The following is a 24365-nucleotide window of genomic DNA, read 5'->3' as shown; positions in this document are numbered from 1 at the left end:
CGCGCCGAGCGGGCCCGTATGGGCGTCAGCCGAGCTTCGAGACGTCGCGCACCGCGCCCTTGTCGGCGCTCGTGGCCATCGCCGCGTAGGCGCGCAGGGCCGCCGAGACCGTGCGCTCGCGGTCCTTCGGGGCGTAGACGCCGCCCAGCGCCGCGTGGCGCGCCGCCAGCTCCTCCTCGGAGACCAGCAGTTCGATCCCCCGGTTCGGGATGTCGATGCGGATCCGGTCACCGTCCTGCACGACCGCGATGTTGCCGCCCGAGGCCGCCTCCGGGGAGGCGTGGCCGATGGAGAGGCCCGAGGTGCCGCCGGAGAACCGGCCGTCCGTCACCAGGGCGCAGACCTTGCCGAGGCCGCGGCCCTTGAGGAAGGAGGTCGGGTAGAGCATCTCCTGCATGCCGGGGCCGCCGCGCGGGCCCTCGTAGCGGATGACGACGACGTCGCCCGGCTTGATCTCCTTGCGCAGGATCTTGTCGACGGCCTCGTCCTGCGACTCGCAGACGACCGCCGGGCCCTCGAAGGTCCAGATCGACTCGTCGACGCCGGCGGTCTTGACCACGCAGCCGTCGACGGCGATGTTGCCGCGCAGGACGGCGAGGCCGCCGTCCTTGGAGTACGCGTGCTGCACCGAGCGGATGCAGCCGCCCTCGGCATCGAGGTCGAGGGTCTCCCAGCGCTCGGACTGGGAGAAGGCGGTGGCGGAGCGCTTGCAGCCGGGGGCCGCGTGCCACAGCTCCATGGCCACGTCGCTGGCCGTGCCGGAGCGGGCGTCCCACTTCGCCAGCCAGTCCTCCAGGTTCTCCGAGTGGACCGTGGTGACGTCCTTGTTCAGGAGGCCGCCGCGGTGCAGCTCGCCGAGGATGGCGGGGATGCCGCCGGCCCGGTGGATGTCCTCCATGTAGTACGTGCCGCCGGGGGCGACGTTCGGCGCGACCTTGGCCAGGCACGGGACGCGGCGCGAGACGGCGTCGATGTCAGTGAGGTCGTAGTCCAGGCCCGCTTCCTGCGCCGCGGCCAGCAGGTGCAGGATCGTGTTCGTGGAGCCGCCCATGGCGATGTCGAGGGCCATGGCGTTCTCGAAGGCCTCGCGGGTGGCGATGTTGCGCGGCAGGACGGACTCGTCGCCGCCCTCGTAGTAGCGCTTGGTGATCTCCACGACCGTGCGGCCGGCGTCCTCGTACAGGGCGCGGCGGGCGGTGTGCGTGGCGAGGACGGAGCCGTTGCCGGGGAGGGCCAGGCCGATGGCCTCGGCGAGGCAGTTCATCGAGTTGGCGGTGAACATGCCGGAACAGGAGCCGCACGTCGGGCAGGCGTTCTCCTCGATCCGCAGCACGTCCTCGTCGGAGACGTTCTCGTTGGAGGCGTCGACCATGGCGTCGATCAGGTCGAGCTTGCGGACGGTGCCGTCCACCAGCGTCGCCTGCCCAGCCTCCATCGGGCCGCCGGAGACGAAGACCACCGGGATGTTGAGGCGCATGGCGGCCATCAGCATGCCGGGGGTGATCTTGTCGCAGTTGGAGATGCAGATCAGGGCGTCGGCGCAGTGCGCCTCGACCATGTACTCCACGCTGTCGGCGATCAGGTCGCGCGACGGCAGGGAGTACAGCATGCCGGCGTGGCCCATGGCGATGCCGTCGTCGACCGCGATCGTGTTGAACTCGCGCGGGATCGCACCGGCGGCGCGGATGGCGTCGGAGACGATCCGGCCGACGGGGGCGAGGTGGGTGTGGCCGGGGACGAACTCGGTGAAGGAGTTGGCCACCGCGATGATCGGCTTGCCGATGTCCTCGCTCGCTACGCCCGACGCGCGCATCAGCGCACGAGCGCCTGCCATGTTGCGGCCGTGGGTGACGGTGCGGGACCTCAGCTCGGGCATGCGGTTCACTCCCCATGAGTGCGGCTGTACGGTCAGCCGCGACTGTGGATATGGCTCGGTTACGAGGCTACGCCCACCGCCCGCGATCCGGACATCTGGTCCGCATGCCGGGATGCGGAGGTCACTCCTCGGTCAGGTAGCGCTGGAGGGTGGGCGCCACCATGGCCACGATGTCCTCCGGGTCCGCCGACGCGAGGGGCTCGACCTGGACGACGTACCGCAGGACGGCGATCCCGACCATGTGCGAGGCGGCCAGCTCGGCCCGGAACGTCGGGTCCGGGACGTCGAGGTCGGCGGCGATCCGCTCCAGCACCCGGCGCAGCACCAGCGTGCGCAGTACCTTCGCGGCGGCCTCGTGCGTGAGCGCCGACCGGATCACGGCCAGCAGCGGGACCCGGGTCGCCGGGTTCTCCCACACGCCCAGGAAATAGCGGACCAGCCGCTCCCCGATGCCCTCCGGGCCCCCGCCGAGAAGGGCCGGAACCACCAGCGCGGGCTCCATGCTCACCTCGACGGCGGCGGCGAAGAGGTCGTCCTTGCTGCCGAAGTAGTGGTGCACCAGGGCCGGGTCCACCCCCGCCACCTTGGCGACGCCGCGCACGGACGTCTTGTCGTAGCCGCGCTCGGCGAACACCTCGCGGGCGGCGAGGCGGATGCGCTCCTGCGTGCCCGGGCCGTCGTCGGCCTCGTCCTGGCGGGGCCGGCCGGGGCCGCGCCGCCGCTTCGCGGGCTCGCTCACCGGCGCCCGGCCGGCTTCGCGAGGTGCGTGCGCGTGAAGGCCAGCGCCTCGGCGAGGTCCGCCTCCCGCTCGGCGGAGGACATGGCCCGGCGCGTGTTGACCTCGATCACCACGTGCCCGTCGAAGGAGCTGCGGGCCAGCCCGGCCAGCAGCTCGGCGCAGGGCTGCGTACCGCGTCCGGGGACCAGGTGCTCGTCCTTCGCCGAACCGTTGCCGTCGGCGAGGTGGACGTGCGCCAGCCGGTCCCCCATCCGGTCGACCATCGCGGTGGCGTCGGCGCGCGCGGTGGCGGTGTGCGACAGGTCGACGGTGAAGTGCCGGTAGTCGTCCTTCGACACGTCCCACTCGGGCGCGTACGCGAGCATCTCGCGGTCCCGGTAGCGCCAGGGGTACATGTTCTCGACGGCGAAGCGGACGTCGGTCTCGTCGGCCATGCGCCAGATCCCGGAGACGAAGTCCCGCGCGTACTGCCGCTGCCAGCGGAACGGCGGGTGCACGACGACGGTGGACGCCCCGAGCCGCTCGGCCGCCGCCCGGGCCCGCTGGAGCTTGGTCCACGGATCGGTGGACCACACCCGCTGGGTGATGAGCAGGCAGGGCGCGTGCACGGCGAGGACCGGCACCCCGTGGTGGTCCGACAGCCGGCGCAGGGCGTCGACGTCCTGGCTGACCGGGTCCGTCCAGACCATGACCTCCACGCCGTCGTAGCCGAGGCGGGCGGCGATCTCGAAGGCGGTCGCCGTGGTCTCCGGGTAGACGGAGGCGGTGGACAGGGCGACCTTCGGGGTCCGGCTGCTCGGGATACGGAGTGGATCTGCCACGGGGACAGATTACGGGGCCCCTCCCCGGCGGGGCGTACCCGGCGGCACTCTCGTCATACTTTCCGGATGGAAACCGAAGCGGTCGCCCGGGCCCGGCGATGGCTGGCCGACCGCGGGGTCGTCGAGACCCCCGGGGGCTGGACCGACCCGGACGGGCCCGGCGGTCCCCGTACCGCCAACGAGATCGCCCACGCCTACGCCTGCGAGGTCTTCGTCGACGAGGACCTCGACGAGGCGGCGGCGGTACGGATGGCCTTCGGCCTGCTCGACCTGCTCGGCGAGTACTGGGTGACCTGCGAGATCGGCATGGCGCACGACGGCCCGTACGGCCCGCTGCCCGCGGGCCCCCTCTGGGAGGGCTACCGCACCCGCCTGGAGGCGGAACAGGACCCGGAACCCGTCCGCTACTCGCTGTGGGTCGACTGGTTCGAGGACCGCACCACCAGTGCCACGGCCTTCGCGGAGGTCCTGGGCAACGACATCGCGGCCATCGTGGCCGCCCCCACACCGCCCGCGCTGCGCCGGGCGTCCCGCGTCCTGGCCGACTCGGGCCCGGTCCCGTGGGAGGCCAAGCACCCCGGGTACGAGACGGCCGCCCGCCTTCCGGCCCTGCACGCCCCCCTCTTCAAGGCCCTCCTCGCGGGCTACCACGACCTCTACGGCGACCTGGACCCTCCGCAGGCCCTCACCCTCCTCGACCGCCTGCGCCTCCCCCCGGCCTCGGAACACCTCCCCCGGCTCCGCGCGGTCCTCACGGCGGGCCACCGCAACCACCGCCACAACCCGCAGGCGTGGGACGCGGCCGGCGGGAAGCCCCCGGACCAGCCCTGACGCGGTCCCCCCGCACCCCGCCCTACGGCAGGTGGTCCAGCCGACGCAGGATGACGCCCTCGCGCAGGGCCCAGGGGCAGATCTCCAGGTCGTCCACCCCGAAGAGGTCCATCGCCGCCTCCGCCACCAGCGCGCCCGCCAGCAGCTGGGCGGCGCGGCCCTCCGAGACGCCCGGGAGGGCGGCGCGCTGGGACGTGGTCATCGCCGTCAGGCGGGGAACCCACTCCTCCAGGGACTTGCGGGTCAGGTCCCGTTGCACGTACAGCCCGTCGGCCTCGCGGGCGGCGCCCGCTATGCGGGCCAGCTGCTTGAAGGTCTTCGACGTCGCCACCACGTGGTCCGGCGCCCCGAAGCGGCTGAACTCGCCGACCGTCCGCGCGATCTGCGCCCGCACGTGCCGCCGCAGGGCCTTCACGTCCGCCGGGTCCGCCGGGTCGCCCGGGAGCCAGGCCGAGGTGAGGCGGCCCGCGCCCAGGGGGAGGGAGACGGCCGCGTCCGGGTCCTCGTCCATGCCGAACGCCACTTCCAGCGAGCCCCCGCCGATGTCGAGGACCAGCAGCTTGCCGGCTGACCAGCCGAACCACCGCCGGACCGCCAGGAAGGTCAGCCGCGCCTCGTCCTCACCACTGAGCACCGGCAGCTCGATACCGGTCTCGGCCTTGACGCGGGCGAGGACCTCGTCGGCGTTCGGGGCCTCTCGTACGGCGCTGGTCGCGAACGGCAGTACGTCCTCGCAGCCCTTGTCCTCGGCGGCCTGCACCGCGCCGGCGATCACGGAGACCAGGCGCTCGACCCCCTCGGGGCTGACCGCGCCGCGCTCGTCGAGCAGCTCCGCCAGCCGCAGCTGGACCTTGTGCGAGTGCGCGGGCTGGGGGCGCGCGCCGGGGTGCGCGTCCACCACCAGCAGGTGGATCGTGTTCGAACCCACATCGAGGACACCGAGTCTCATACGGGAAACGCTACTGGGCGGCACGCGGAGCGGTGGCGGAAGGGGCGCTTACGCTTGGCTTGTGCCACATACGAAGAAGGCCGGCAAGAACGCCCACCCGATCAAGGGCGGGGCGAAGAACAAGGTGTCGGACGAGAAGGGCCTCGACTTCCCCAGGGCCTGGGTGGAGTTCCCCGATCCCGCCGACGAGGAGCAGGTCTTCCGCTGTGACCTGACCTGGCTCACCTCCCGATGGACGTGCATCTTCGGCAGCGGCTGCCAGGGCATCCAGGCGGGGCGCGCGGCCGACGGCTGCTGCACCCTGGGCGCGCACTTCTCCGACGAGGACGACGAGAAGCGGGTCGCCGAGCACGTCGCCCGGCTCACGCCCGAGCTGTGGCAGTTCCACGACGTCGGCAGCGAGTCCGGCTGGACGCAGTTCGACGACGACGGGGAGAAGCAGACCCGCCGCTGGGACGGCGCCTGCATCTTCCTGAACCGGCCCGGCTTCCCGGCCGGCGCGGGCTGCTCCCTGCACATCCTGGCGCTCCGGAGCGGCCAGGAGCCGCTGGAGACCAAGCCGGACGTGTGCTGGCAGCTGCCCATCCGGCGGACGTACGACTGGATCGACCGGCCGGACGACACCCGCGTCCTTCAGGTGTCGATCGGCGAGTACGACCGGCGCGGCTGGGGCCCGGGCGGCCACGACCTGCACTGGTGGTGCACGTCGGCGACCTCGGCGCACGGCGCCGGTCAGCCGGTGTACGTGTCGTACCGGGCGGAGCTGACGGAGCTGATGGGCGCGGAGGCGTACGCGGAACTGGTGAAGCTGTGCGAGGCGCGGCTGGCCTCGCTGCTTCCGATGGCGCCGCACCCCGCCGACCCGGCGTAGCCGGGACGTGCCGTCGGGGGCCGAGGCGGGCGCCGCCTCAGGCCCCCGACGGCGAGCCGGGGGAAACCGTTCCTCCTGGGGCCGGCTCCGGGCTCGCGGTGTCCGTCGGGGCCGGGGTGGGCGCCGGGGTCGGGGTCGGGTCGGGATCCGGGGCGGGCGGCGTCGGGGTGGGCGTCGGGTCGGGATGCGGGGTCGGGGTCGGCGTCGGCGTCGGTTCGGGGGCGGGCGGGGTCGGATCGGGGGCGGGCGCCGGGCGGCCGCGGCCCTGGAGGGAGACCACCGCCCCGCCGGGGTCCACGCCGACCCGGGCCGTCCAGGCGCCGACCGGCTGGGCCGCGGTGTCGACGGTGATCCGCAGGGTGACCGATTCTTCGGGGGCCAGCGTCCCCGCCGTCTGGCTCGCGCGCAGCCACGGGGCGTCCGACCAGAGCCGCCAGTCGACCGGGCTCCCGCCGGAGGCGCTGAGGGTGAGCAGGGTGGTGCCGCCGCGGGTGGTGGCGGCGACGGTGAGGCGGCCGGGCGCGCCCGGGCCGCCGGCGTCGGGGCTGGCCGGGGCGCCGGCACTGATGACCTCGACGGAGACGTCGGGGGCTTCGCTGCCGGAGGCGAAGCCGGGCTCGCCGGTGGTGTGGGCGGTGTTGCCGGTGTTCTCGTACGCGGTGAGGGGGCGGCCCCCGGCGGGGGGCGGGATCTCCGATTCGCTGGCGGAGATGCGGGTGCCGTCGCCCCCGACGGGCTCACCGGTGGCGGGGGCGCCCCGGTACGCGGCCCACAGGGCGAGTACGGGCGCGGCGACGACGGTGGCGACGACGGTGGTGGTCACCGCCCGGGCCCGGAGCCGGTCGCGGCGGGCGGCGCGGTCCTTGGGGTCCATCGGGAAGCCGGTCCGGTGGAAGCGCGGGCCGGGGCGGCCGCCGCGGCGCCGGCCGGAGCGCAGCATGGCGGCGTGGACGGCGGGGCGCGGCGCGGGGACGAGCGGGAGGGCGGCGTCGATGCCGCCGGTGCCGGGCCACGGCGCCCCGGCGCCGACGCGTTCGGCGACCCGGCGGCAGCGCGGGCAGTCGTCGACGTGCCGTACGAGCTCGGCGCGCAGGGTGGTGGACAGCAGGACCTGGCCGTCGCCGTCGTCGCCGGTGATGCGGGAGACGGCCGGGCAGTCGGCGGTCTCGACCACCGCGAGGGCGGCGCGGGTGCGCTCCACCTCGCAGGCCGCGCCGGAGAGCAGCTCCCGGGCGGTGGTGGGGGCGGTGCCGATGACGGCGGCGAGTTCCGTGACGCCGAGGCGGTGGCGGACGGCGAGTTCGAGGGCTTCGCGCTGCTCGGGGGTGGTTCCGGCGGCCTCGGGCCAGGCGAGCCGGGCGAGCTCGGTGCGGCGGTAGGCGCTCACGTCGAGCGGGCGGTGCGCCCGGGGCGCACGCGCGGTGTCGGCGTGCTCCGGTGTGCGCCGGGTGGAATGCGCCCCCTGCCGCGTGCGCCGCTGCTCGGCCAGCCGGCGCAGGCAGGCCCAGCGGGCGAGGGCGTACAGCCAGGCCCGGCGGCGGCCCTCGTCGGGGCACCGGCCGGGGTGCCGTTCGGCGACGGCGAGGACGTCTCCGAGGACGTCGGTGGCGGCGTCGTGGTCGCACAGCACCGACAGGCAGTACGTGAAGAGCCCGTCGAGATAGGGCTCGTGCCGGAGGGGCGGGGGCTCGGCCGTGCCGGGGGCACCGGTCGCCCCACGCGCCTCTGCCGCCCCTACCGCATCGGTGGCACCACCGGCAACAGTCGTATCCTCCGCACCACCCGTATCGGCCGCCGGACCCGCCCAACCCGCTCGGGACGTGCGCCCGTGCGCCGGGTGTGCGCCGGTGCGCGATACGGGGTCTCCCTGGTCGCTGCTGTTCACCTGGCGAACCGTAGGCGGCGCGCCGGTAACGCCCCGGAAGCCTTCCGGGGTTTTAGCCCTTACGGGTGAACAGATCGCCCGTCGGCTGACAGCGCGCCTGACGCGGGAGCACGCCGACCGCGCAACCACCGCCCCGGGGCGGGATCCACCGCCGCCGGGCCCGGATCCACCGCGGCCGGAGCCGCAGCCGGAGCCGCCCGCCCTCCGGACCGGTCGGGCGTTGTCGGTGGCGGCGGCTACGGTGGGCCGCATGGCTGCCCGTACATCTCGCTCATCCGCCAAGGACCGGCCGTCCTACCGCTGCTCCGAGTGCGGCTGGGCCACCGCGAAATGGCTCGGCCGGTGCCCCGAGTGCCAGGCGTGGGGGACCGTCGAGGAGATCGGCACGCCCGCCGTGCGGACCACCGCGGCCGGGCGCGTCTCGGCCGCGGCACTGCCCATCGCCCAGGTCGACGGCAGGACCGCGACCGCCCGCAGCACCGGGGTGGACGAGCTGGACCGCGTCCTGGGCGGCGGCCTGGTGCCCGGCGCGGTGGTGCTGCTGGCGGGCGAGCCGGGCGTCGGCAAGTCGACGCTGCTGCTGGACGTCGCGGCGAAGGCGGCCAGTGGGGACCACCGCACCCTGTACGTCACCGGCGAGGAGTCCGCGAGCCAGGTGCGGCTGCGGGCCGACCGGATCAACGCTCTCGACGACCACCTCTACCTCGCCGCCGAGACCGACCTGTCCGCCGTGCTGGGCCACCTGGACGCGGTGCGGCCGTCGCTGCTGGTCCTGGACTCCGTGCAGACCATCGCCTCCCCCGAGATCGACGGCGCGCCCGGCGGCATGGCGCAGGTGCGGGAGGTCGCCGGGGCGCTGATCCGCGCGTCGAAGGAGCGGGGCATGGCCACCCTCCTCGTCGGCCACGTCACCAAGGACGGGGCCATCGCCGGCCCCCGCCTGCTGGAGCACCTGGTGGACGTGGTGCTCAGCTTCGAGGGCGACCGGCACGCGCGGCTGCGCCTGGTGCGCGGCGTGAAGAACCGTTACGGGGCCACGGACGAGGTCGGCTGCTTCGAGCTGCACGACGAGGGCATCACCGGGCTCGCCGACCCCAGCGGCCTGTTCCTCACCCGGCGGGCCGAGGCGGTGCCGGGCACCTGCCTGACCGTGACCCTGGAGGGCAAGCGCCCGCTGGTCGCCGAGGTGCAGGCGCTGACCGTCGACTCCCAGATCCCCTCCCCGCGCCGCACCACCTCGGGCCTGGAGACCTCGCGCGTCTCCATGATGCTGGCGGTGCTGGAGCAGCGCGGCCGGATCACCGCGCTGGGCAAGCGGGACATCTACAGCGCGACCGTGGGCGGGGTGAAGCTGACCGAGCCGGCCGCGGACCTGGCGATCGCGCTGGCCCTGGCCTCGGCGGCCAGTGACGTGCCCCTGCCGAAGAACCTGGTCGCCATCGGGGAGGTCGGCCTGGCCGGCGAGGTGCGGCGGGTGACCGGCGTGCAGCGGCGCCTGGCCGAGGCCCACCGGCTCGGCTTCACGCACGCGCTGGTCCCGGCGGACCCGGGCAAGGTGCCGGCGGGGATGAAGGTGACCGAGGTCGCGGACATGGGGGACGCGCTGCGAGTCCTGCCGCGCGGGCGTTCCCGTACGCCGGCCAGGGAGCGGGCGGCGGCGGAATAGCGGCGCGGCGGCGGCGCCCCGGGCGGCGGACCGGCAGCGGAATCCTGGACTCCGCAGAGGGGTCGAAGGGCAGGTCAGCGGCCCGGCGGGGGTGGCCGCAGGGCCGGGCCGGGGGCCTGGGCGCAGCGCCCGTACGGGGCCTCGCGGCGGCGGTAGGGGTTAAGCCCCGGCGGGCGCACAGCCCGCGCCGGTAGACTTTCTGCTGGTCCGCCCGGCCGTACGCGGCGGCGCAACCCGCGACCGGAGGAGTGCAGTGGCAGCCAAGGACGGGGCAGCAGCACCCGGGAAGTCCGGCGCGAGCTCCAAGCACGAGGCGCTGATGCGCGCCTCGCTGAGCGCGGTCGCGCCCGGTCAGCCGCTGCGCGACGGGCTGGAGCGGATCGTCCGCGGCAACACGGGCGGCCTGATCGTCCTCGGCATGGACAAGGCCGTCGAGGCGATGTGCACCGGCGGCTTCGTGCTGGACGTGGAGTTCACCGCGACCCGGCTGCGCGAGCTGTGCAAGCTCGACGGGGCGCTCATCCTGGACAAGGACATCACCAAGATCCTGCGGGCCGGCGTGCAGCTGGTGCCCGACGCGTCGATCCCGACGGAGGAGACGGGCACCCGTCACCGCACGGCGGACCGCGTCTCCAAGCAGTGCGGATTCCCGGTGGTGTCGGTGTCGCAGTCGATGCGGCTGATCGCCCTGTACGTCGACGGCGAGCGGCGGGTCCTGGAGGAGTCCGGGGCGATCCTGTCCCGGGCGAACCAGGCGCTGGCCACGCTGGAGCGGTACAAGCTGCGCCTGGACGAGGTCGCGGGCACGCTGTCGGCGCTGGAGATCGAGGACCTGGTCACCGTCCGCGACGTCACCGCCGTCGCGCAGCGGCTGGAAATGGTCCGCCGGATCGCGACCGAGATCGCCGAGTACGTGGTCGAACTGGGCACGGACGGGCGACTGCTGTCGCTCCAGCTGGACGAGCTGACGGTGGGCATCGAGCAGGAGCGGGAGCTGGTGATCCGGGACTACGTTCCGGAACCGACGGCGAAGCGTTCCCGCACGGTGGAGGAGGCGCTGCCGGCGCTGGACGCGCTGACGCATCCGGAACTGCTGGAGCTGGCGATCGTGGCGCGGGCGCTGGGGTACACGGGCTCGCCGGAGACCCTGGACTCCGCGGTGTCGCCCCGCGGGTACCGGCTGCTGGCGAAGGTGCCGAGGCTGCCGGGGGCGATCATCGAGCGGCTGGTGGAGCACTTCGGCGGTCTTCAGAAGCTGCTGGCCGCCAGCGTGGACGACCTCCAGACGGTGGACGGCGTCGGCGAGGCGCGGGCGCGCAGCGTGCGCGAGGGGCTCTCGCGGCTGGCGGAATCCTCGATCCTCGAGCGGTACGTGTAGCCGGCGCGGTGGTGCGGTGCCGCTGCGCGGGCTTGCCCCTCCCCGCCCTTCCACCGTTCCCAGGGGCGCTGCCCCTGACCCCGATACCGTGCGCTCCGCGCCCGGTGCGCTCAAACGCCGCGCGGGCTGGAGTTTGAGGCGCGGGGTCCGGGGCGGAGCCCCGGGGAACGGGCGAAGGGTGGGTAGGGGAACCGGCACCGCGCAGCGGGCCGAAGCCCGGGAAGCGCGCCGGCGCTGAGCGGTGCGAGGACCGCGTCGAAAAGGTCAGTCCTGCTTCAGGACGAACGAGGTGCGGGCCACCGGGAGGCCCGGGGACTTGACCTCGACCACGTAGGTGTCCGGGGCCGGGTTGCCCTGCGGGGGGTTCTGGCACTGGTCCGCGGCGCTCGGCTTGCGGTCCCATTCCACCGACTGCTTCGTCTCGCCCTGCGCCGGCAGCCGGTAGAAGGCGTTGGCCGGGCCCGCCGGGCAGTCGGCGGAGGACCAGACGGCCTTGGCGCCCGTCGTCTGGAAGATGGTCACGACCGCCTGCTTCGGCCCGAGGCCGAACTTGCAGGTGCTGCCGGAGGTGTTGCGGACGGTCAGTTCGAGGCGGGGCTTCTCGTTCGTCTCGTACTCGTTCTTCACGCTCTTGACCTCCCACTGCACCACGCCCGCCGGGCACGTCGGCAGCGGTGAGTCCGCCGGGACCTGGGCGGGGGAGGAGCCGGACGAGCCGGCCGAACCGGAAGCGGCGCCGTCCGTACCGGAGTTGGTGCCCGCGCTGCCCGGCTCGCCGTTCTTGCCCGGGCCCGAGGAGCCCGGACCGGAGCCCGAGTCGCCGCGCCCGCCGGGGGCCTGACTGATCGCCGGGCCCGTACCGGAGGGGCCCGGCGTGATGGTCTTCGGCGGCCGGGCGCCGTCACCGCCGCCCTTGCCGTTCGTACTCGTCTTCCCACCGCCGGAACTGACGACCCATACGGCGAGCAGCGCGACGAGCGCGGCGACGGACGCCAGCACGGCCCTCCGCCGCCAGTAAATGGAGGAGGGGAGCGGCCCGACCGGATTGCGCAGAGATCCCACGCACCGAACCTTACGAGAACTCATGCCGCGTTCCGTGCCCCACATGCCGCTTGTCCGGCAGGTTTTGCCGATGATCATCCTGCGGGAGGACCCGGCAGCGCCGAATACCGGCCAGGGGTCCGGTGAGGCCGGAGCGGGCCGCCCAGTACGGTCAGTCACCATGGACAGCTCCGACCTCTATCGCGACATCACCGACTTCGCCCACGCCACGCCCCCTTGGGTGCAGTCGGCCGTCGAGGTCTGGACCGAATACGGCCTCCTGCTCTTCGGTCCGCTCTACATAGCCGTGTGGTGGCGGGCGCGCGGGCGGGGCGGCGACCCGCGGGCGCTCGCGCTGGCTGTCCTCGCGCCGCTGGTCACCGCGCTCGTGTACGTCGCGTCCGAGGTGGTGAAGTCGACCGTCGACGAGGAGCGGCCCTGCCGGGCGGTGGCCGGGGCGGCCGTCTCCCTGATCCCGTGCCCGCCGTACGGGGACTGGTCCTTCCCCAGCAACCACTCCGCCATCGCGGGCGCGGCCGCCGTCGCGCTGGCGCTGGCGGTGCCCCGCCTCGCGTGGCTGACCGTGCCGATGGGGCTGCTGATGGCCTTCTCCCGGGTCTTCGTCGGGGTGCACTACCCGCACGACGTCGGCATGGGGCTGCTGCTGGGCGCTTCGCTGGCCGTGCTCGCCGTGGCGGCGCTGACCGGTCCGATGATCGGCATCACCACCGCCGTCCAGGGGAGCGGGAACCGCGCGGCCGTCTGGTTCACCGGTCCGGGCCCCGCGCGCCGGCCCTGAAACGTGCCAGGATGCCGTCTGTCATGACTGCATCCCCATCACACACCTCCGCATCACCCGCCTCCGCGCTGCACACCCCCGTCATCGCGTGGTTCGACGAGCACGCCCGCGACCTTCCCTGGCGCCGCCCCGAGGCCGGCCCCTGGGGGGTGATGGTCAGCGAGTTCATGCTGCAGCAGACCCCCGTCAGCCGGGTGCTGCCGGTGTACGAGCAGTGGCTCGCCCGGTGGCCCCGGCCCGCCGATCTGGCCGCCGAGGCGCCGGGTGAGGCCGTACGGGCCTGGGGGCGCCTCGGCTACCCCCGCCGGGCCCTGCGCCTGCACGGCGCGGCCGCGGCGATAACGGAACGGCACGGCGGCGACGTACCGCGGGACCACGCGCAGCTGCTCGCGCTGCCCGGGATCGGCGAGTACACGGCCGCCGCGGTGGCCTCCTTCGCGTACGGGCAGCGGCACGCGGTGCTGGACACGAACGTCCGCCGGGTCTTCGCGCGCGCCGCGACCGGGGTCGAGTACCCGCCGAACGCCACCACCGCCGCCGAGCGGCGTCTGGCGCGGGAGCTGCTGCCCGAGGACGAGGGGACGGCGGCCCGCTGGGCGGCGGCCTCCATGGAGCTCGGCGCGCTGGTGTGCACCGCCAAGAGCCCGGACTGCGCCCGCTGCCCGGTGGCGGCGCTGTGCGCCTGGCGGCTCGCGGGGAAGCCCGCGCACGACGGGCCGCCGCGGCGCGGGCAGACGTACGCCGGGACCGACCGGCAGGTGCGCGGCAAGCTGCTGGCGGTGCTCCGGGAGGCGGTGGGGCCCGTGCCGCAGGCGGTGCTCGACACGGTCTGGGACGAGCCGGTGCAGCGGGCCCGGGCGCTGGACGGGCTGGTGTCCGACGGGCTGGTGGAGCCCCTCGCGCACGGCACGTACCGGCTGCCGCAGGGGCGCGCGCAGAGCTGACGGCCGCGCCCGGCACCCGGGCCGGCAGCAGGGCCGGGACCAGGGCCGACGGCAGCGCCGCCGGCCTCTGCCCGGCGTCCCGCCCGGCGCCCCGCCCGGCCTCGCGCGACGGATCGCGCAGCGCTCCGGCAGGCCCTCGGGATTCACTCGAAGTTGACTCGAAGATTCCGTTTGAGTCCGGGAAACCGCAGCTCACCGGCACTGTTACACAACCTACGGGTGTCCGTGCGCCCACCGCAGGCTGACCCGCACAGTGCCGTGACAACCCCTCCGTACCTTCGGATCCGGAAGACAGCGGAGACGGGGACGCAGTGGAGGCGGTCTGCATGGCGCACGGAGAGGTACTCGAGTTCGAGGAGTACGTACGCACCCGGCAGGACGCCCTGCTGCGAAGCGCCCGGCGCCTGGTCCCCGACCCGACCGACGCCCAGGACCTGCTCCAGACCGCCCTCGTGCGCACCTACGGCCGCTGGGAGGGCATCGCCGACAAGTCCCTGGCCGACGCCTACCTGCGCCGGGTCATGATCAACACCCGTACCGAGTGGTGGCGCGCCCGCAAGCTCGACGAGGTCCCCACCGAGCAGCTCCCGGACGCCCGCGTCGAGGACGGCTCGGACCAGCGCGCCGACCGCGCCCTGCTCATGGACATCCTCAAGGTGCTCGCGCCCAAGCAGCGCAGCGTCGTGGTGCTGCGACACTGGGAGCAGATGAGCACCGAGGAGACGGCCGCGGCGCTCGGTATGTCGGCGGGAACCGTGAAGAGCACACTGCACCGCGCCCTGGCCAGGCTCCGCCAGGAGCTGGAGAGCCGGGACCTGGACATGCGTGCCCTGGAACGCGGTGACCACACCACGCGCTACGAGGGGCGGGAGCGGTGCGCGGCCTGAACGGCCAGAATCCGGGCGGCAGAGGCTCGGTGGTGCTCATGTCGGCGGGGACGGTCGTCCTCGTCGGCACAGTGCTGTTCGCGGCCGGATGCTCCACCGGCGGCACCGGACTGCGCGACGGCGGCCCCGCGCGCACCGACCCGGTGGCGCGCAGCAACCAGCCCACGGGCGCCGCATCCAAGCCTCCGGCCCCGGGCCACTCCCCCGCCGCGTCCACCGCCGGCCCGGTCAAGCGGGTCGACCCGGTGGCCCTGCTGAAGGCCGACCCCAAGGTCAGCGCCGAGATCAAGCGGGACCTCAAGCCCTGCACGGGCAAGGAGTACCCGATCGACGTGAGCTACGGGAAGATCACCGGCGGCACCCTGACCGACGTCGTCGTCAACGTCCTGTCCTGCGCCGACGCCCTGGGGCGCGGGTCGTACGTGTACCGGTCGGACGGCGGGGCGTACGAGAATGTGTTCGCGGACGAGCAGAAGCCGGTCTACGCGGAGATCGACCGGGGCGACCTGGTGGTCAGCAAGCCCGTGTACGGGCAGGACGCGGCGCCCTCCGAACCCTCGGGCGAGGACGTCATCACGTACCGCTGGAACGGCGAGCGGTTCACCGAGCAGGACCGGGTCCACTCCGAGTACAGCAACGTGTACAACCCCGGGATGCAGCCGGCCCCGGCCGTCTCGCCGAAGAGCTGACCGAACAGAACGACGACCGAGCGGAAGAACCGGAGTGAGGCTGGGCATGGCCGAGACCCACGTGCTGTTCGTGGAGGACGACGACGTCATCCGCGAGGCCACGACCCTGGCGCTGGAGCGCGACGGGTTCGTGGTCACCGCCATGCCCGACGGCCTGTCCGGCCTGGAGTCCTTCCGGGCCGACCGGCCGGACATCGCACTGCTCGACGTGATGGTGCCCGGCATGGACGGCGTGAGCCTGTGCCGCCGCATCCGCGACGAGTCCACCGTCCCCGTGATCATGCTGTCGGCGCGCGCCGACTCCATCGACGTGGTCCTGGGCCTGGAGGCGGGCGCGGACGACTACGTCACCAAGCCCTTCGACGGCTCGGTCCTCGTCGCCCGCATCCGCGCCGTGCTGCGCCGCTTCGGCCACGCCGGCGGCCCGCAGAACGGCGCGCGCGGGGCGTCCGACGCGGACGGCTCCGACGCGCGCGGGGTGCTGTCCTTCGGCGACCTCGAAGTCGACACCGAGGGCATGGAGGTCCGCAAGGCCGGCGCCCCCGTCGCCCTGACCCCCACCGAGATGCGGCTGCTGCTGGAGTTCTCCTCCGCCCCCGGCACCGTCCTGTCCCGCGACCGGCTCCTGGAGCGCGTCTGGGACTACGACTGGGGCGGCGACACCCGCGTCGTGGACGTCCACGTACAGCGGCTGCGCACCAAGATCGGGCAGGACCGGATCGAGACGGTCCGCGGCTTCGGATACAAGCTCAAGGCATGAGTAGAACCACATGAGGCGCGTCACCCTCCGCACGGGGATCCGCTGGAAGATCACGCTCGCCATCGCCGCCGTCGGCGCGCTCACCGCGCTCGCGCTGAGCCTGGTGGTGCACAGCGCTGCCCGCGTGTCGATGCTGGAGAGCGCCCGCGACCAGGAGCTGGAGCGGGTCCAGTACATCTCCCGTACCCCCGACGCCGGGCGCAAGCCGATCTGGGGCGCCAAGGTCAACGACCCCGAGCTGCCCGGCGAGCTGCGCGACAAGGCCCGCTCGGGGCGGCGCGGCACCTACATCCACGAGTCCCCGAAGCGGGTCCCCGAGGTGTGGGCGGCCGTGCCGCTCGGCAACGGGCAGGTGCTGTCCATGCACCACCCCTTCCGCGAGAGCGCGAACATGGTGCGGGACCTGGACCGGGCCCTGGTCGTCGGCTCCCTGGCCGTGGTGATCGGCGGGTCGGCGCTGGGCGTGCTCATCGGCGGGCAGATCTCGCGCCGGCTGCGGCAGGCCGCGGCCGCCGCGCAGCGGGTGGCGCACGGGGATCCGGAGGTACGCGTACGGGACGCCGTGGGCGGTGTCGTACGGGACGAGACGGACGACCTCGCGCGGGCCGTGGACGCCATGGCGGACGCCCTCCAGCAGCGGCTGGAGGCCGAGCGGCGGGTGACGGCGGACATCGCGCACGAGCTGCGGACCCCGGTGACGGGCCTGCTGACGGCGGCGGAACTGCTGCCCCCGGGCCGGCCGACCGAGCTCGTGCGCGACCGCGCCCAGGCGATGCGCGTCCTGGTGGAGGACGTACTGGAGGTGGCCCGGCTGGACAGCGCGTCCGAGCGGGCCGAGCTGCAGGACGTGGCGCTCGGCGAGTTCGTGAGCCGGCGGGTGTCGTCGCTGATGCCGGAGGCCTCGGTACGGGTCGTCGCGGACGAGATCGTCAGCACCGACCCGCGCCGGCTGGAGCGGATCCTCGGGAACCTGCTGGCCAACGCCTCGCGGTACGGGCGGGCGCCGATCCAGGTCGACGTCGAGGGCCGGGTCGTGCGCGTCCGGGACCACGGGCCGGGCTTCCCCGAGGCGCTGCTGCGCGAGGGCCCGAGCCGCTTCCGGACCGGCTCGACGGACCGGGCGGGGGTCGGCCACGGGCTCGGGCTGACCATCGCGGAGGGCCAGGCGCGGGTCCTGGGGGCCCGGCTGACGTTCCGCAACGTCGCGGCGCCGGGCGGCGCGGAGGCCGAGGGCGCGGCGGCGGGGGCGGTGGCGGTGCTGTGGCTGCCGGAGCACGCGCCGACGGCGACGGGGAGCTTCCCGATCGTCCAGCTGCCGGGCTGACCCCGGTTCCTCACGGGGGCGGAGCGGCCGGCGGACGCCGGGGGCCGGGGGCGGGGCTCTTTCCGGTACGCGGCGATGTTCTAGCATCCGTGCCATGACTGACGGTACGGATCGCCCGAACAGCCCCCAGCCCGGCCCCGCCTCCGGCGGGTACGGCTATCCCCAGCCTGGGCAGTCGAACCCCTACCAGCCGGCGCCGGGGCCGCAGCCGGCGCAGCAGCCGGGGCAGGGCTTCGGGCCGCCGCCGGCGGACGAAACGTTCCCGCCGCCGGTACCCGACGCCTTCGGCTCCGCCTCCACCCCGGACTGGCAGGCGATGGCCGACGCCACCGAGGCCAGCCGGCGCAAGCGCAAGCGGCTGACCATCGGCATCGCGGCGCTCGCGGTGGTCCTGGTGGCGGGTGGCGCGAGCTGGTTCGTACTGGGCGGGCCGGACGGGAAGAACGACCCGCCGCCGGCGGCCTCCTCGGGTTCGCCCAGCGGGTCGGGCAACCCGTCCCAGTCCCCGGACAAGACCCCCGAGGACGACTCCCCCACCGTGCCGGGCGAGCCGAACCTGCTGCGCGACCGCAGCGGGAAGATGGGCATAGCCCTCGGCCCCGGCGCCTCACTGGGCGAGCTGGCCAAGCGGACCGAGGTCCGCTTCAAGGGCACGGCGGACTCCTACGCCCAGGGCGCGGAGGCGGCCGTGGACGTCACGAAGAGCTTCACCGTCTCCACCCGCGCGTACAACGTGGCCGAGACCGGCTCGCGGATGGCGGTGAGCCAGGGCGACGGGGTCTCTTACTCGTTCGAGCTGGGCTTCGAGGTCGTCAACGGCAAGAAGGCCTGGGTGTTCCGGGTGCAGACCGGCGACAAGGGCCAGGCGGCGACCGCGCAGCAGGTGGTCGTGGACACCGTGGACACCACGCGGCAGTGGGCGCTGCTGACGGGGACCTACGACGCGGAGAAGAAGACCATCGCGCTGTGGGTGGACGACAAGCAGGCCGGCCAGGCGCAGGTCTCGGGCATCTGGGCCGGACCCGGACCGCTCCAGCTGGGCCGGGCCCGTCACCACGGGATCTGGAGCGCGGCGTGGGACGGCCCGCTCGACCACATCCGGATCTTCGACCAGGCGCTGGGCCAGGAGCAGATCACGGGCCTGAAGAACAACAAGACCGGCAAGACGAAGCCGACCCACTCCTGGCTCATCTGAGCCCGGAGCGGGTCGGTTCCCCCGGGCCGGCCCGTGGCGGGCCGCCCGTGGCGGGTCAGACGGTGACGCCGGCCTTGCGCAGGAAGGCCACCGGGTTGACGGCCGAGCCGTAGTTCGGGGTGGTGCGGATCTCGAAGTGCAGGTGGGGGCCGCTGGAGTTCCCGGTGTTGCCGGAGAGGGCGATCCGCTGGGCGGCGGAGACCTTCTGGCCGATCTTCACCTGGATCCTCGACAGGTGCGCGTACTGGGAGTACGTGTTGTTCGCGTGCCGGATCACGATGGCGTTGCCGTACGCGGGGCCGTCGCCGCCGCCGTTCGGGCCGGCCTTGACGACGGTGCCGGCGGCCGCGGCCTTGACCGGGGTGCCGGTGGGAACGGCGAAGTCCTGGCCGGAGTGCTTGTGCGCCCACATGCTGCCGCCCTTGCCGAAGGTGGCGGAGAGCGTGTAGCCGTCGACGGGCTTGGCCCACAGCGACGTCTTCGCGGCGGCCTTGGCAGCGGCCTTGGCAGCGGCGGTCTTCGCGGCGGCCGCCTTGGCGGCGGCGGCCTTGGCCTGCGCCTCGGCCTGCGCCTGGACGGCGGCCACCTCGGAGGAGGCGGACAGGGTGCTGGGGGCCTCGTCGGCGAAGGCGGCGGTCGTTCCGGCCCCGAGGGCCAGCACCACGCCGAGACCGGCGGCGGCGAGGGCGGTACGGGTGCGGCGGGGGCTGACGCGCTTCGCGGACATGTGGGGACCTCCGGGGCCGGGGACAAGGCGTGTTCGGGCAAGAAAGATCCCGGCGCTGCGGTCCGAACCGCCACTGCCGGGCTTGCCCCACCTTGGTAACCGCTGACCCCGCCCTTCCCCAAACGTCCCTTTTACTACCCGGACTCGTAACCGGCCGGTGGATCTCCAAGGGCTTGACGGCGTCCGTACTGGGCCTAGGCAGGGACAAACCGGGGCAACGGAACCTACGAGAGGTCCTAGTAGGTCCGATTTGCCCTGTGCGGCTTGTCACCGGCTCCGGGCCCCGGAACCCCCCGGCGCCGACCCCCGAGGGCACACAAAGGGGCGGCCCCGGGACCACACAGGTCCCGGGGCCGCCCCTTGGTACCGCTACCGCGAGCGGCCGGCGCTCACGCGCCCTTCGACAGGTCCGGGCCGGAGCCCGTGGCCTCGATCGGGGGGAGGTCCGGCAGGGCCGACTTCTCCTCGCCGCGGAAGGTGAACTTGGCGTCCTCGCCCTCACCCTCCACACCGACGACCACGATGTGACCGGGGCGCAGCTCGCCGAAGAGGATCTTCTCCGACAGCAGGTCCTCGATCTCACGCTGGATGGTCCGGCGCAGCGGGCGCGCACCCATGATCGGGTCGTAGCCGCGCTTGGCCAGGAGCATCTTCGCGTCACCGCTGAGCTCGATGCCCATGTCGCGGTCCTTGAGGCGCTCGTCCACCTTGGCGATCATCAGGTCGACGATCTGGATGATGTCTTCCTGGCTGAGCTGGTGGAAGACGACCGTGTCGTCGACCCGGTTCAGGAACTCGGGCCGGAAGTGCTGCTTGAGCTCTTCGTTGACCTTCGCCTTCATCCGGTCGTAACCGGTCTTGACGTCACCCTGGGCGGCGAAGCCCAGGTTGAAGCCCTTGGAGATGTCCCGCGTACCCAGGTTGGTCGTCATGATGATGACCGTGTTCTTGAAGTCCACGACCCGGCCCTGGGAGTCGGTCAGGCGACCGTCCTCCAGGATCTGGAGAAGGGAATTGAAGATATCCGGGTGCGCCTTCTCGACCTCGTCGAAGAGGACGACGGAGAACGGCTTGCGGCGGACCTTCTCGGTCAGCTGGCCGCCCTCTTCGTAGCCCACGTAGCCGGGAGGCGAACCGAAGAGGCGGGAAACCGTGTGCTTCTCGCTGAACTCCGACATGTCGAGGGAGATCAGCGCGTCCTCGTCACCGAAGAGGAATTCGGCGAGCGTCTTGGACAGCTCGGTCTTACCGACACCGGACGGGCCGGCGAAGATGAACGAGCCGCCGGGGCGCTTCGGGTCCTTCAGACCCGCACGGGTACGGCGGATGGCCTGGGAGAGCGCCTTGATGGCGTCCTTCTGGCCGATGACGCGCTTGTGGAGCTCGTCCTCCATGCGCAGGAGGCGGGAGGACTCCTCCTCCGTGAGCTTGAAGACGGGAATGCCGGTCGCGGTCGCGAGGACCTCGGCGATGAGCTCGCCGTCGACCTCGGCGACGACGTCCATGTCGCCGGCCTTCCATTCCTTCTCGCGCTTGGACTTCGCGGCGAGCAGCTGCTTCTCCGAATCACGGAGCGAAGCCGCCTTCTCGAAGTCCTGGGAGTCGATGGCCGACTCCTTGTCGCGGCGCACGGCCGCGATCTTCTCGTCGAACTCGCGGAGGTCCGGCGGCGCGGTCATCCGGCGGATGCGCATCCGGGAGCCCGCCTCGTCGATCAGGTCGATCGCCTTGTCGGGCAGGAAGCGGTCCGAGATGTACCGGTCTGCCAGCGTCGCCGCCTGGACGAGGGCCTCGTCCGTGATGGAGACGCGGTGGTGGGCCTCGTAGCGGTCGCGCAGGCCCTTGAGGATCTCGATCGTGTGGGGGAGGGAAGGCTCCGCCACCTGGATCGGCTGGAAGCGGCGCTCGAGGGCCGCGTCCTTCTCGAGGTGCTTGCGGTACTCGTCCAGCGTCGTGGCACCGATGGTCTGGAGCTCGCCACGGGCCAGCATGGGCTTGAGGATGCTGGCGGCGTCGATCGCGCCCTCGGCGGCACCCGCACCCACGAGGGTGTGGAGCTCGTCGATGAACAGGATGATGTCGCCGCGGGTGCGGATCTCCTTGAGGACCTTCTTCAGGCGCTCCTCGAAGTCACCGCGGTAGCGGGAGCCGGCGACCAGGGCACCCAGGTCGAGCGTGTAGAGGTGCTTGTCCTTGAGGGTCTCGGGAACCTCGCCCTTGACGATCGCCTGGGCCAGGCCCTCGACGACGGCGGTCTTGCCGACGCCGGGCTCGCCGATGAGGACCGGGTTGTTCTTGGTCCGGCGGGACAGGACCTGCATGACCCGCTCGATCTCCTTCTCGCGCCCGATGACCGGGTCGAGCTTGGATTCGCGGGCCGCCTGGGTGAGGTTGCGGCCGAACTGGTCGAGGACCAGCGAGGTCGAGGGGGTGCCCTCGGCCGGGCCGCCTGCGGTGGCCGACTCCTTGCCGCCCCCGGTGTAGCCGGAGAGCAGCTGGATGACCTGCTGCCGGACCCTGTTCAGATCGGCGCCCAGCTTGACGAGGACCTGGGCGGCGACGCCCTCGCCCTCGCGGATCAGGCCGAGCAGGATGTGCTCGGTGCCGATGTAGTTGTGGCCGAGCTGGAGGGCCTCGCGGAGCGAAAGCTCCAGGACCTTCTTCGCCCGCGGCGTGAAGGGGATGTGGCCGGACGGGGCCTGCTGGCCCTGACCGATGATCTCCTCAACCTGCTGGCGAACAGCCTCGAGCGAAATCCCGAGGCTCTCCAGGGCCTTAGCGGCGACACCCTCACCCTCGTGGATCAAGCCCAGGAGGATGTGCTCGGTGCCGATGTAGTTGTGGTTGAGCATCCGGGCTTCTTCCTGAGCCAGGACGACAACCCGCCGCGCGCGGTCGGTGAACCTCTCGAACATCGTTTATCGCTCCTCAGAGCGGTCGGGCAGTTCGGGGTCGGTCCCCGCCCTGTCCTTCCGCATGCTAGTCCCGCGGGACGGGACAGCTCATTCCAACTGCCGACATCCGTCCACGGCTCACCCCCACGTCGGTGAGGAAAACCGGCTGTAAGAGCCGACTACTGCTCCAACTCGATGGTGCGAGACGATGTTCCCGCAGGCCAGGCAGATACCCGTCACAGGTGTACGCCGATGGCGAACGGAACACGCTCAAATCAGCGTGTCGCCCCGATCCACTAGGAATGTCTTACCCGTAAGGACTGACACTCCATGCCCCTGGGCAGGGGTCCCTCCGCTACGGGCGAACACGCCGGTGTCCCGAATGTGGGACTCCGCTCGGCGGATGTTTACGCTCCGCATTGCCGCGGGCGCGCCGCGTAACCCCGCGGCGGCCGTCGGAGTTGCTCCGGTCATGTCCCTCAGCACCGTGAGCGTCCCCTCGCCCCGCGTCCCCTCCGAGGACGGCACCCGTACCTGGTACGAGCGTGTGCTCGGCTGGGCCTGCGCGGGCGGGCCGCCGCCGCAGCTCGTCACCGGGGTCCGGTTCGACGTACTGGAGCTGCCCCGCGACGCCGGGGCCGCGCTGTTGCGCCGTCCCGGTTTCGCCGCCACCGGCCCGGTGGCCGTGATGGGGCGCCGGATGCGCTTCCTGGTGGCCCCGGGGAGCGCCGAGGAGCTGGACGGGCTGCTCGACTGGCTGGAGTGGGGCGGGGTCGCGCTGGATCTGGCCGCCGTGGGAGCGGGGGGCAGGATCACCGCCCCCGTGCCGCCGGGGCGGACGCCGGGAGGGGGCCCTCAGGGGGCCGCCGTGTGGCTGCGGCCCCCGGAGCCGGGGTGTGAAGCGGCGCTGCCCGCCCTGCCCGGTCCGGGGCAGGGCGCCGGGGCCGGGCCCGGGCTCTGTGCGGAGCCGGCCGGGCCCGATCTCGTACGCCTGGTGGCCGCGGCGGCGACGGAATGCCACCGCGCCCGCCTGGGGCGGCGTACGCCTCAGCCCTTGGCGTTCTCGTAGGCCTCGCGGATCTCGGCCGGAACGCGGCCGCGGTCGTTGACGCTGAGACCCTGGGCCTTGGCCCACGCGCGGATCTCGGCGGTGTCCGGGCTGCCCGGCGAAGCGGCGGCGCGGCCCTTGGCCCGGCCGGCCGAGGCGCGCCCGCCGGTGCGGCGGCCGGCCTTCACGAAGTCCTCGAGCGCACCGCGGAGCTTTTCAGCGTTGGCGGTGGTGAGGTCGATCTCGTAGGTCTTGCCGTCAAGAGCGAACGTCACGGTCTCGTCCGCCGTGCCACCGTCGAGGTCGTCGACAAGAAGGACCTGAACCTTCTGTGCCACCGGATTTCCTTTCATCGAAAATGCAGTACGCGGAAAGGAAACCGCTTTTGCCTGGAAAACACAAACCCCCGTCGAGAGGTTCAGGGCCGCAACGAGGCGGGAAACGTGCGCGATTCGGACATAGGCCACAGGCGGGCCGGGGCCCGGAAAAGGCTGCCGTGATCGATCAGAGGTGCAGTAGCATCCGGCTGTTGCCCAAGGTGTTCGGCTTCACTCGTTCGAGACCGAGGAACTCGGCGACTCCCTCGTCATAGGAACGCAGGAGCTCCATGTAGACATCGGTCTCCACCGGGGTCTCGCCGATCTCGACGAAGCCGTGCTTGGCGAAGAAGTCCACTTCGAAGGTCAGGCAGAATACCCGGCTGACGCCGAGCCGGCGGGCGGTCTCCAACAACTTGGCGAGCACCTGATGCCCCACACCGGCGCCCTTCAAGTCGCGGTCGACGGCGAGCGTGCGCACTTCGGCGAGGTCTTCCCACATGACGTGGAGAGCCCCGCACCCCACCACCTGCCCGTCGGAACCGCGTTCCGCGACCCAGAACTCCTGGATGTCCTCGTAAAGGACCACGGGGGCTTTGTCGAGGAGGATCCGCTGCTGCACGTACTGGTCGAGCAGGCGGCGCAGCGCCGGAACATCACCGGTGCGCGCGCGGCGGATCGTCACTGTTTTCGCGTCGTCTGAGGTGGAAAACTCTCCCATACC

General features: G+C 73.0%; 22 protein-coding genes. 12 read left to right on the top strand and 10 right to left on the bottom strand.

The window, feature by feature from the left end:
- Window positions 1-25: 25 nt before the first annotated feature.
- The 3 genes from ilvD to ACZ501_RS34310 all read right to left on the bottom strand — a co-directional run bounded on the left by ilvD (window position 26) and on the right by ACZ501_RS34310 (window position 3436).
- The gene (ilvD, locus tag ACZ501_RS34320) at window positions 26-1876 is read right to left on the bottom strand and encodes a dihydroxy-acid dehydratase (protein ID WP_468800558.1); all 1851 of its coding nucleotides are present in this window, start codon (window positions 1874-1876) and stop codon (window positions 26-28) included.
- Between the two features lie 121 nt (window positions 1877-1997).
- Entirely contained in the window at window positions 1998-2615 is a 618-nt protein-coding gene (locus ACZ501_RS34315) for a TetR/AcrR family transcriptional regulator (RefSeq protein ID WP_361609843.1), read from the bottom strand.
- Window positions 2612-3436, bottom strand: coding sequence for a sugar phosphate isomerase/epimerase family protein (locus ACZ501_RS34310; RefSeq protein ID WP_361609844.1), 825 nt, complete (start codon window positions 3434-3436; stop codon window positions 2612-2614). The genes ACZ501_RS34315 and ACZ501_RS34310 overlap by 4 nt, the downstream gene beginning before the upstream one ends.
- 66 nt (window positions 3437-3502) lie before the next feature.
- Between ACZ501_RS34310 and ACZ501_RS34305 the strand changes: the two genes are divergently transcribed.
- Entirely contained in the window at window positions 3503-4267 is a 765-nt protein-coding gene (locus tag ACZ501_RS34305; RefSeq protein ID WP_468800556.1) for a hypothetical protein, read from the top strand.
- A 22-nt stretch (window positions 4268-4289) separates the two neighbouring features.
- Here the strand turns inward: ACZ501_RS34305 and ACZ501_RS34300 are convergent, their stop codons facing one another.
- On the bottom strand, window positions 4290-5216 hold the full coding sequence (locus tag ACZ501_RS34300) for a Ppx/GppA family phosphatase (protein ID WP_361609846.1): 927 nt from the start codon (window positions 5214-5216) through the stop codon (window positions 4290-4292).
- Between the two features lie 61 nt (window positions 5217-5277).
- On the opposite strand from ACZ501_RS34300, the gene ACZ501_RS34295 reads away from it, so the two are divergent.
- A complete protein-coding gene (locus tag ACZ501_RS34295; protein WP_468800554.1) occupies window positions 5278-6087 on the top strand; it encodes a DUF3109 family protein in 810 nt (269 codons plus the stop codon).
- Between the two features lie 37 nt (window positions 6088-6124).
- On the opposite strand, the gene ACZ501_RS34290 is transcribed toward ACZ501_RS34295, so the two are convergent.
- Complete coding sequence (locus ACZ501_RS34290; RefSeq protein ID WP_468800551.1) at window positions 6125-7972, bottom strand: RNA polymerase sigma factor; 1848 nt, start codon at window positions 7970-7972, stop codon at window positions 6125-6127.
- 250 nt (window positions 7973-8222) lie between these two features.
- On the opposite strand from ACZ501_RS34290, the gene radA reads away from it, so the two are divergent.
- The gene (gene radA / locus ACZ501_RS34285; RefSeq protein WP_361607857.1) at window positions 8223-9638 is read left to right on the top strand and encodes a DNA repair protein RadA; all 1416 of its coding nucleotides are present in this window, start codon (window positions 8223-8225) and stop codon (window positions 9636-9638) included.
- 253 nt (window positions 9639-9891) lie between these two features.
- Entirely contained in the window at window positions 9892-11016 is a 1125-nt protein-coding gene (gene disA, locus ACZ501_RS34280) for a DNA integrity scanning diadenylate cyclase DisA (protein ID WP_361607860.1), read from the top strand.
- Between the two features lie 264 nt (window positions 11017-11280).
- On the opposite strand, the gene ACZ501_RS34275 is transcribed toward disA, so the two are convergent.
- Complete coding sequence (locus tag ACZ501_RS34275; protein ID WP_468800549.1) at window positions 11281-12078, bottom strand: hypothetical protein; 798 nt, start codon at window positions 12076-12078, stop codon at window positions 11281-11283.
- A 160-nt stretch (window positions 12079-12238) separates the two neighbouring features.
- Here ACZ501_RS34275 and ACZ501_RS34270 point away from each other — a divergent pair, with 160 nt between their 5' ends.
- The 7 genes from ACZ501_RS34270 to ACZ501_RS34240 all read left to right on the top strand — a co-directional run bounded on the left by ACZ501_RS34270 (window position 12239) and on the right by ACZ501_RS34240 (window position 18655).
- Window positions 12239-12856: a phosphatase PAP2 family protein gene (locus ACZ501_RS34270; RefSeq protein WP_361607866.1), complete on the top strand. Its 618-nt coding sequence runs from the start codon at window positions 12239-12241 to the stop codon at window positions 12854-12856.
- A 23-nt stretch (window positions 12857-12879) separates the two neighbouring features.
- Window positions 12880-13800 (top strand): HhH-GPD family protein, encoded by a 921-nt coding sequence (locus tag ACZ501_RS34265; protein WP_361607869.1) that lies wholly within the window; start codon window positions 12880-12882, stop codon window positions 13798-13800.
- A gap of 326 nt (window positions 13801-14126) precedes the next feature.
- A complete protein-coding gene (locus ACZ501_RS34260) occupies window positions 14127-14687 on the top strand; it encodes a SigE family RNA polymerase sigma factor (RefSeq protein ID WP_361607872.1) in 561 nt (186 codons plus the stop codon).
- A gap of 38 nt (window positions 14688-14725) precedes the next feature.
- Window positions 14726-15376, top strand: coding sequence for a hypothetical protein (locus ACZ501_RS34255; protein ID WP_361607887.1), 651 nt, complete (start codon window positions 14726-14728; stop codon window positions 15374-15376).
- A 46-nt stretch (window positions 15377-15422) separates the two neighbouring features.
- Window positions 15423-16136: a two-component system response regulator CseB gene (gene cseB, locus ACZ501_RS34250; protein ID WP_361607875.1), complete on the top strand. Its 714-nt coding sequence runs from the start codon at window positions 15423-15425 to the stop codon at window positions 16134-16136.
- Window positions 16137-16146: 10 nt separating this feature from the next.
- Window positions 16147-17460, top strand: coding sequence for a two-component system sensor histidine kinase CseC (gene cseC, locus ACZ501_RS34245; protein ID WP_361607878.1), 1314 nt, complete (start codon window positions 16147-16149; stop codon window positions 17458-17460).
- 94 nt (window positions 17461-17554) lie between these two features.
- Window positions 17555-18655 carry a LamG-like jellyroll fold domain-containing protein gene (locus ACZ501_RS34240; RefSeq protein WP_468800546.1) on the top strand — a complete coding sequence of 367 codons (1101 nt, stop codon included), beginning with the start codon at window positions 17555-17557 and terminating at the stop codon, window positions 18653-18655.
- Window positions 18656-18710: 55 nt separating this feature from the next.
- Here ACZ501_RS34240 and ACZ501_RS34235 read toward each other — a convergent pair whose 3' ends face one another.
- Both ACZ501_RS34235 and ACZ501_RS34230 read right to left on the bottom strand, forming a co-directional pair.
- A complete protein-coding gene (locus ACZ501_RS34235) occupies window positions 18711-19382 on the bottom strand; it encodes a M23 family metallopeptidase (RefSeq protein WP_468800543.1) in 672 nt (223 codons plus the stop codon).
- A 389-nt stretch (window positions 19383-19771) separates the two neighbouring features.
- Window positions 19772-22297, bottom strand: coding sequence for an ATP-dependent Clp protease ATP-binding subunit (locus ACZ501_RS34230; RefSeq protein WP_361599470.1), 2526 nt, complete (start codon window positions 22295-22297; stop codon window positions 19772-19774).
- 451 nt (window positions 22298-22748) lie between these two features.
- Here ACZ501_RS34230 and ACZ501_RS34225 point away from each other — a divergent pair, with 451 nt between their 5' ends.
- The gene (locus ACZ501_RS34225; protein ID WP_361599473.1) at window positions 22749-23345 is read left to right on the top strand and encodes an SCO3374 family protein; all 597 of its coding nucleotides are present in this window, start codon (window positions 22749-22751) and stop codon (window positions 23343-23345) included.
- Here ACZ501_RS34225 and ACZ501_RS34220 read toward each other — a convergent pair.
- Window positions 23324-23662, bottom strand: coding sequence for a histone-like nucleoid-structuring protein Lsr2 (locus ACZ501_RS34220; protein ID WP_361599506.1), 339 nt, complete (start codon window positions 23660-23662; stop codon window positions 23324-23326). The genes ACZ501_RS34225 and ACZ501_RS34220 overlap by 22 nt on opposite strands.
- 166 nt (window positions 23663-23828) lie before the next feature.
- The gene (locus ACZ501_RS34215) at window positions 23829-24362 is read right to left on the bottom strand and encodes an amino-acid N-acetyltransferase (RefSeq protein ID WP_361599476.1); all 534 of its coding nucleotides are present in this window, start codon (window positions 24360-24362) and stop codon (window positions 23829-23831) included.
- Between the last annotated feature and the right edge of the window lie 3 nt (window positions 24363-24365).

The sequence above is a fragment of the Streptomyces sp. NPDC034085 genome, assembly GCF_055575555.1.
Note: the sequence above shows the minus strand (reverse complement) of the source record. Positions and strands in the feature narration are given on the sequence as shown.